This window comes from Catellatospora sichuanensis (genome assembly GCF_007483665.1).
Lineage (GTDB): Bacteria > Actinomycetota > Actinomycetes > Mycobacteriales > Micromonosporaceae > Catellatospora > Catellatospora sichuanensis.
Genome location: NZ_ML660192.1, coordinates 1 through 8,649, shown reverse-complemented (window position 1 = coordinate 8,649; position 8,649 = coordinate 1). Strand labels below are relative to the sequence as shown.

Annotated in this window: 7 protein-coding genes; 3 read left to right on the top strand and 4 right to left on the bottom strand. The window is 69.1% G+C overall.

Going from position 1 to position 8,649, the window contains the following annotated elements; translation table 11 throughout:
• Positions 1-323 precede the first annotated feature (323 nt).
• The 3 genes from FLL47_RS13425 (at position 324) to FLL47_RS13415 (ending at position 5,314) form a co-directional block, all read left to right on the top strand.
• Positions 324-3,833, top strand: coding sequence for an AAA family ATPase (locus tag FLL47_RS13425; protein ID WP_144120853.1), 3,510 nt, complete (start codon positions 324-326; stop codon positions 3,831-3,833).
• A gap of 131 nt (positions 3,834-3,964) precedes the next feature.
• Positions 3,965-4,963 (top strand): M15 family metallopeptidase, encoded by a 999-nt coding sequence (locus tag FLL47_RS13420; protein ID WP_246157878.1) that lies wholly within the window; start codon positions 3,965-3,967, stop codon positions 4,961-4,963.
• A 66-nt stretch (positions 4,964-5,029) separates the two neighbouring features.
• Positions 5,030-5,314: a hypothetical protein gene (locus FLL47_RS13415; RefSeq protein WP_246157876.1), complete on the top strand. Its 285-nt coding sequence runs from the start codon at positions 5,030-5,032 to the stop codon at positions 5,312-5,314.
• A 187-nt stretch (positions 5,315-5,501) separates the two neighbouring features.
• Here FLL47_RS13415 and FLL47_RS13410 read toward each other — a convergent pair whose 3' ends face one another.
• The 4 genes from FLL47_RS13410 to FLL47_RS43990 form a co-directional block, all read right to left on the bottom strand.
• Positions 5,502-6,095: an immunity protein Imm33 domain-containing protein gene (locus tag FLL47_RS13410; RefSeq protein ID WP_144120852.1), complete on the bottom strand. Its 594-nt coding sequence runs from the start codon at positions 6,093-6,095 to the stop codon at positions 5,502-5,504.
• A 47-nt stretch (positions 6,096-6,142) separates the two neighbouring features.
• Positions 6,143-6,622 (bottom strand): hypothetical protein, encoded by a 480-nt coding sequence (locus FLL47_RS13405; RefSeq protein ID WP_144120851.1) that lies wholly within the window; start codon positions 6,620-6,622, stop codon positions 6,143-6,145.
• 367 nt (positions 6,623-6,989) lie between these two features.
• On the bottom strand, positions 6,990-8,153 hold the full coding sequence (locus tag FLL47_RS13400; protein WP_144120850.1) for a winged helix DNA-binding domain-containing protein: 1,164 nt from the start codon (positions 8,151-8,153) through the stop codon (positions 6,990-6,992).
• A 28-nt stretch (positions 8,154-8,181) separates the two neighbouring features.
• A partial coding sequence (locus FLL47_RS43990; protein ID WP_484051820.1) for a VOC family protein occupies positions 8,182-8,649 on the bottom strand: 468 nt, incomplete at its 5' end.

Here is an 8,649-nt window from a genome sequence, read left to right as displayed (position 1 = left end):
CCGTCCGGGGCGCGGTCCGCCGCGTCGGCGAATCCTGACCCACCGGCGCGCCGTCCGGCGGATCGGGTACCGATCCGCCGGACGGCGCGGTGAAGCAGGCAGGATTCCGTCGAGGTGGACGGTGACGGTCTTGGGTGCTGTTACTTGCTCAGCGCGATGGTGCTGCGTTCGGTGCAGTGAACCCGGCTCGCGATCGGCCCGCGGATCCGCCGCTGCCAACAATCCGAGGCCGTTCGGCCGGCAGCCGTGGTGGTCGCCGACGTTCGAAGATCGGACCTGGCGGCTCTCGCCTACGGTGTGTCGGAAAGTGGAGGCACACTCGAATGTCAGAAATCGATCACCACCTTGCGACGATCATGGCTTTCCACGGCCGTGCGGCCGGCTCGGGCGCGACGTTCGCACCGCCCGCCGGTGCGCAGGACTTCGCGGACTACCGTGCGGCGTTCGGTGAGGACGTCCCAGCCGGTCTGGCACAGGTGTACGCGGTGACCGGTGGTGGGCCCCTGGTCGACAACGATCTGCTCAGCCTCGCCCGTGTCATACAGGAACGGCGGATGTGGGACGAGAACACCGCCGAGCCAGACGACCAGGACGACACTTCCGGCGCCGTCACCTCGCTGGACCCGGGCGCCGTATCGGCCAGGTACTGGAAACACGGCTGGGTTCCCTTCACCAGAGACGGCGGCGGCAACGGCTACGCCGTGGACCTGGCACCGGAACCCGGCGGCACCGTCGGCCAAGTGATCAATGTGGGACCGGACGAGGACTTCCGTGCCGTCGTCGCGGTGTCCGTGGCGGACTTCCTCGCCCGTATCGCACAGCTGATCAGCTCCGGACGGGTCAGCATCACCGATACCGGAGACGTGGAAGTCGACGAGAACAAGATGCTGCTGACGGCACTCATCGAGGACCCGGAACACCAGGACCCGGTCCCCGAAGTCCCGGACCGGCACGGCGACCAGAGGCCGTCCAGGGGCGGACCTGACGACATCACGGCCGCTGCGAAACCGACCGGTGGCCGGATCGATCTGCCCGACGAGCTGGTCCCGCTGTTGACCGGCACTGCGCACCTCAACGTGTTCGGCCCGACCAGCCCATGGGTGCCGCCCGACGGGTGGCTTGAAGACACCCGCGCCCGACTGCTGGCCATCTCGTCGCGCGCCGCGCTGTCCGACCGGCCCGCCAGCTCGAAGCTGCTCAAGCCCGGCACGTCGATGGCAGTCGAAGAAGTGAAATGGCTGGCGCAGGGCACGCTCGGCGCGTCCACGTCGACCTCGGGGCCGCTGTCGCGGATCGGTGACCTGCTCGTGGCCGACCACCTGACAACGCCGCTCGGGCCGACAACCGATCCGGAAGCGACCAGGCAGACGCTTGTCATGCCGGCCATCCCCGGAAGCCTCGTCGCCGACTCCGACAGTCCGCAGCGCCGGGACCGCACCATCGGCTTCTACCGTGACTGCCTCGAGGTGCTCGTCGAGGCGCCGCCGTTCGCCGTCCGCGGCCGGGCACTGGCCACGCTCTACACCCGGATCGCCGAGGACCCAGCACTGCTGGAGCAGTACCGGTCGAGCTCGCGGCAGCAGCTGGCAGGCCCGTGGAGATCGGGCCTACTCAACGATGCGGACCGGACCGCGCTACCCGACTACGCCGGCCCGACCGACCACCTCTCCTGGATCCTGACCGGTCTGCGTGCCGCCCACGAGCGGCTCACCGACACGGCGGGCACCGGCCCAGGCAGCTTCGACGAATGCGTCGCCGCCATGCTGCTCAAGCTCGGCAAGCCGGTACCCGCTGCCATCGCCGCCACCGCGCTGGGCCCGGACGGCTACGAGGCGATCGTCCGCGCGTCGGACAGACTCCGGCCCAGGTTCGACTACGACCACTGGAGCGCAAAGGTGTTCGGGTGGCTGGATCGCGCCATCATCGCCGGCGACGCGGCGACAGCACGGATCTGGGTGGGCCTGGAGTGGAGCTGCGCGACCGCGCTGAACGGCTCACCGGGCCTGCACAAGGACGTCAGGAGCGGCCTGTTCTTCTGCCAGGGCTATCTGCGCAGCCTGCGAAAACTCGGCCAGCCGCGGTTCGCCGTCGTCAACCCGCTCGTGTCGAAACTCCCCGATGCGCCGGCGCCGTCGCGGCCGGTGCCCGCCGTAGGCCAACCGGCTGGACCCGCCGGCTCGCCGGTGGACAACCCGGCGTCGATCGCCATCGGCCGCCTCGACGGGCTGATCGGCCAGTCCCCGATCAGGCAGCGCATCGCCCAGATCCACGCCGAGGCCGGCGTCGAAGCGATACGCCGCGAGTCCGGCCTGCCACCGGCCCGAAGCCGCCGGCACATGGTGTTCGCCGGCAACCCGGGCACCGGCAAGACCACCGTCGCCGCGATCATCGGCCAGATCTACGCCGCACACGGCGTGCTGGCATCCGGTCACCTGGTCGAGGTGGCCAGAGCGGAGCTGCGCGACGGCGCCAAGGTGACCGCCGCCGTTCTCAACGCGCTCGGCGGCATCCTGATGATCAACGTCGGTCGGGTGGTCCAGGGCGGCGCCACCTCCCGCGAGGCGCTCGCGACACTGACCAGGATGACGGACGAGCACCGCGAACAGCTGGTCGTCATCGTCGCCGGTCAACCCAAGGACGTCGCGGAATTCCTGTCCAGCGAGGTCGGCCTCGCGGCCCGATTCCCCCGGACCTTCAACTTCGTCGACTTCACCGACGACGAACTGGTGCGGCTGTTCGAGCTGGCGGCCGCCGAGTCGGGATTCACACCCGCCGACGGGGTGAGCGACCGCGTCCGGAGTCTGGTCGCGCGCATGCCACGGGCCGCCGGCTTCGACAACGCCTGGGTGATCCGCAACCTCGTCGACGAGTCCGCGTCACAGCAGGCGCTGCGGATCAGCCAGTCGGCGACACCGACCCGCGAGCAACTGGCCGAACTGCTGGCCGAGGACATCACCGCGCCGACATCGATCGTGCTCGCGCCGTCGCGCAACGGTGATCCGATGGCGGAACTGGCCACGCTCGTCGGGTTGGACGACGTCAAGGCCCAGGTGCGGCTGCTGGCCGCCGAGGCCCAGGCCCGTGTCCTGCGGGCCAAGGCCGGGCTGGCAGACGGCGGCCGGTCCCGGCACATGGTGTTCGTCGGCAACCCGGGCACCGCCAAGACCACCGTGGCGCGGTTGATCGCCCGGATATACGCCAACCTCGGGCTGCTCGGCTCCGGTCATCTGGTCGAGGTGACCAGGGCCGACCTGATCGGCCAGTACATCGGGCAGACGGCTCCACGCGTGCACGCGGCGTTCGAACGGGCACTCGGTGGTGTCCTGTTCATCGATGAGGCGTACGCCCTGTCGATGTCGGACTCGCCGCGGGACTACGGCCATGAGGCGATCGCCACCCTGGTCAAGCTGATGGACGACCACCGCGACGACCTGGTGGTGATCGCCGCGGGCTACCACGATGAAATGCAGCGCTTCCTTACGGTGAACAGCGGGCTGGCCTCCCGGTTCCCGACGATCCTCGAGTTCCCCGACTACGACGGCGACGAGCTGGTGCGAATATTCGCCGTCCTCGCCGAGGACGCCGGATATCGACTCGCCGACGGCGTCGCCGCGCGGGTGCGCACGCTACTGGCCGGCCTCTCCCACGGGTCGTCGTTCGGCAACGGCCGCACGGTCCGCAACCTGCTCGAGGCGACGGTCGCCAAGCAGGCGGCGCGGATCATCGAACTCACCGACGCGCCGGCGGAGGTCCTCGCAGAGCTGCGCACCGAGGACCTGCCTACCAGGTTCGGCGACCGCGACGCACCGTCCGGGACCGGCCAGTACCTTTGACCGCCGCGATGGCGGCGTGGCGGATGAGGCCAGGCCTTGCCACCGGATCCGCACGACCTGCCGCTTGACGTCAGGCCTCTGGCCGTCACGTCGACACCTTCGGGACGACCCGCTCTCACGGTCAATGGCATGTGATCAACGCGACCAAGGGCGTCACCAGGGAAAACGCTATCGTGGTCGAAATGCGCGTTTCCGAAGACCTCTCGTTGCCCGCCCGCTCCGCCGCCCGCACGGATGCTGGGCTTCGGCGGCGTTTCCGCGGTCGGGCGACGCGCCTGCTGGCTGTGGCTGTGGTCCTGGGCTACGCCCTGACTGGCTGTTCGGGGGTCCCGGCCGACCTGGAAGCGGACAAGCCGACACAAACCTCGGCCGCTTCGCCGGCAGCGCGCACCGAGTCTGGAAGCCCTGCGCCCGTCAGTGCGAGCGCGACCGCCGCACCGCCCTGGCTGGGTATGCGAGTGCTCCCGGTAGGGCCGCAGGGCTTCGCCTCAGCGCAGAAGACCCCGCCCGAGCTGCGTAACCGGTCGATCGTCACGGTCGACGACCTGCCGCCACCGGCGGACGGCCGCTTCCATGCAACCGTCCAAGCGGTGCCGGCCGACGTACTCGCTCGATCAAGCTGGACCAAGGACTGCCCGATCGCCGCGGCCGACCTGCGCTACATCACGGTCGGCTTCCGCGGCTTCGACGGCCGCGCCCACACCGGCGAGCTGCTGGCCAACGCGCGGGTGGCCGACGACCTGGTCACCGTGTTCGAGAAACTCTTCGCCGCAGGCTTCCCGATCGAGCGCATGCGGATCTCCAGTGCCGCCGAACTGAACGCACCGCCGACCGGCGACGACAACACCACTGAGGTGTTCGCCTGCCGAGCGGTACGCGGCCGAAAAGGGTGGTCCCAGCACGCCCACGGCCTCGCCGTGGATCTCAACCCGTTCCAGAACCCGTACCGCAAAGGCAAGGTCGTCCTGCCCGAACTCGCCACCGCCTACCTCGACCGAGCCGATGCACGGCCCGGGATGGCGCAGCCCCGCGAGCAGGCTGTGCAGGCTTTCGCCGCGATCGGATGGAAGTGGGGCGGCGACTACCGGTCTCTGAAGGACTACATGCACTTCTCTGCCACCGGCGGCTGAACCGACCGCGCAGGCAAAGCAGGGACGCGATATCCGGATGTAGTAGCTCGGCGCGGAGGTGCGCTGGTGGTCCTGGCCGGCCGTCAGGCGCCGGGGGCCGAGTGGACCGCCGACCGGGGGTGGGTGGGCGCGCTGCATGTGGCCGAACTCGGGCCCCTCGATGAGGAACAGGCGAGACGGCTGGTGATGGTCAACGGAGTCAGCCCGGACAGCGAGGACGCGGTCCTGCGGGTCGCCGGAGGCAACCCGCTCGCCCTTTCCCTGGCCGCAGCGGTGGATTCGGCGCAGCCAGGCGCGGCTCAGGGATGGTCACCGTCGGCCGAGACGCTGCGCACGCTGATCGCGGGCTGATCGGCACGGTGCCGTCGCCGGAACATCGGCGGGCCTCGGCTATACCGGAATCAGCGCTCCAGGCCACTCGATGCACGAATCAGAGTGACCCAGGAGCATCATCGAATTGCACAGCCCGTGTCCGGGCCGAGGTGGACACAACTCCCGTGACTGCCTATCGGATGCGGTGCTGGGTCGTGGGAGGTGTTCACAGCGGGCCACGGACTTCGATCCGCATCGTGGTGAGGTTGAGGAGCGCGTCGATCTGATCTTTGCACACCACTGCGCCGTAGCCGACGGGCAGCAGCAGGGCGCGGGTGAGGTGCCGGTTGATTCTGAGCAACTGGAACGCGGGCCAGCGGACGAAATCGGCCGGTTGTCGAGACTGCTCGGGATTCGGGAAGACGTCGATGTACCAGCCCGAGTCGTCGGGGGAGTCCTGGCGCTGGGTGCGGCTCATCACTAGCCGGTTGGCGTTCTCGATGCCCCGGTAGCACAGCACCGTGTCAGTGAAGCGCATTGACTGCGGCTCGGTCCCGTCCAAGGCGCGCGCCGTCGTGACCTGGCCGTTGAGCACCCACAGCGCGAGGGTGAGGTCCGAGGTCCAGCCCATCCGGTCCGGAACCTTCGTCGCGAGGTCCGGCGCGAGCACGTCGAACCGGTCGGCGTCCTGCGCGACGAGCTTGAATGGCGTCCAGCCGGCCTGCACGCTGAGCCCGTCGCGCAGGCCGTCGGCGTAGTCCTCGAGGATGTCGAGTAGCGCGCCCGCCTGCGATTCCAGCTGCTCGATGGCCTGGGCCATGACCATGACACCGCCGATTCGCCGCGAGAAACGGTGCAACGGCCGTGTCACGGGGCGCCGGCCACATCGCTGGGCCGCCGCGCGGCGAACTGCTCGATCGGCGTGCGCTGTCCTGCCCGGAACCGTTCGAGCGCTAGGTGTGGCGACACGGCGGAGCCGGTGAACAGCACGCTGCCGTCGGACGCGACGTACATCGAGCCGCCGCCACGGACCGGGTGGACGACGAGCACGGCATCGTCGTCGGGCAACAGGTGGTGGATGACCTTGGCGCCGGGCGCGATCCGCTGGAACAGCTCCACCCCGACCTCGATCATTCGCTGTCGCGCCGCCGTCTCGTCATCGGCAGCACTGCCCGCCATCCGGGTCTGTTGTTCGAAGGCGCGTGTCGGCACGCCGGCAAGGTGCTCGTCCACAGACTGTCCCCTTTGGTAGGCCAGGAAGCGTAGATCATCGCCGCGACAACAGCCATGCTCGGGCTGCGTCGGGGTCGAGGCGGTAGCGCAGACGCCGGTGGACGAACCGGTCATCCACGCCGAAGGCCACCGATTCGGGCGTGCTCATTAACCGGTGCAAGGGTAGCCGTAGCCGTAGCCGTAGCCGTAGCCGTTGCGTTCGGCCCGCACCGCGAGACCGGCGTTGAACCGGGCCAAGCCGGCCTTTCCGGCGATGCTCCGCGATGGCGGGCCTGCCGTCTGGGCGCGGTACGTCTGGCTGGGGCCGCGAGGTCGAGGGCCTACAGCGGGTGTGCGACCCCTCGTCCGCCCGGTCATCTGCGACGGTTTCGAGCTCGACATAAGGGCCAGGAGGTTGGCCCAGTTGTTGTCGGACACCACCCCGGTCTTGCGCCGACGCAACTAGCGCCGACGTCCGCAGGCTTGCCAGCAGGGGCGGTGTCTAATTCGCAAGTAGACGGACGTCGGCGCTCGGCAGACCCTTCGACCACCAGTGGCGATAGCGGCGGTAGACCGCCGGGTCGCGATCCGCCAGCAAAGACTGCAGCCTTGCGGCTTCCGACTCGAGACCTTGCCAGGTCTCGTCGTCGAGCTGGCGGAATGCTGTCGCTTCGATGCCCTCGGCGACCGGTCGCCATACCCCGGCGACGTAACCGTCGACGAGCAGGGTCGGCAGGACATCGCCGTTGCGTCGCAGGACCGCGGCGCGGTGCTGAGGTGGGATGATGCGGCTTCGATCGGCGTAGGCCAGCATGATGCTGTCCCACATCGGCAGCAGACGGGGTGGGGCTGGAGTGTCTTCGGCGGGGTGCCGGCCTTCGTGCACGTCGAACAGTGTGGCGTTCTCTGGGCCGGTCAGGGCCTGGATCGTGTCGCCCAGCTCGGTCAGAGCGTTCTGGACGATGGACCGCTTGATGATGGTGAACTGCGCGATATCCTGCATCGTGGCAGGACCGAACGCCTCCAGGTAGCGGAGGACCAGCCGCTGTACGTCCTCGCTCCAGTTTCGCGCGCCTGGCGTGGCTGGAGCGGCGATGTATGTCGACGGTGATCCGAACGACCAGGGGCCGCCGACGGGCACGTGGTGCAGCGGCGCGTACGTTCGCAGTGCCCACCACACGCCCTTGGTGCGCTGACCGAGCCGCGCCGTGAGCAACTGCTCGACCTCGGCGCTGGTGCGCGGGCGGCTGGCGAATTCCGCCAAGTGGGGAAGCAGTGCATCGGTGTCGGGTATGGAAAGTCCGCTCGAGGTGAAGCGGCGGTCCCCCAGCCGTGGCCCGCGCAGGTTGGGCAGCATCGCCGTGTGAAAGATCGGGTAGTCCACCGCGGCCACGATGTGCAGCGTCAGGCGCATGAGGGTCGCCTTGACCAGCGTTTGGTCGGTCAAGGCGGCGGCCAGGTCCGCTGGATCGAAGTCGGCGATCCTGGCCCACAGAGCAAGGTACGGGGATGCGGGCTCCTGGGCTTGCAGCGCAACAATGCGTCGGACGGCACCTGCGACGTTTAACGGTTCTCGGCGAAGAAGCAGCTGCCGGTCGAGAGTGGCACGGTTGAGTTGCCGTGCGCTCAGGGTCACACGGGTATTGCGCGCCGCTGCTGCGACCATACCGTCACCACCCTGGGAATATGCATGATCATTGAGCATAGCTCGGCTGTCGCCAGCGGCTTTGTACTCCATCGGCGCTCATGTCATCGACGTGCTGGGACTGGGCCAGGCCGCTTGACAACCCGGCCAGGTCTCGGGCATCGCTGGCCGCCCCGTCGGCTGCACCGCCACGACCTCGGCGTGCAGCATGACCGTCATCTGGCTGGTCGTCGAGCCGGTACCGGCCGGCCCGCTGGACGCGGCGCTGCGCGAGACCTTCGCCCGGACGATGTCGGCACCCTGTTTCCTGCACCTCTCTGCTCAACTGTTCGGCCGGCGCGAGGATGATCCCGCGCGGATGGCTGTCCTCGTCGCGGGTCACCTCTCCCGCGAGTTCGGCGCCGTGCGGGCGGAGGCGGGCGAGGGTGTCCTCGATGTCGTCGACGGCGAACATGACGCGGTGCAGGCCCAGCGTGTTCGGCGGGGTGATCGCCGGCTCGGGGGTGATCGCCTTCGG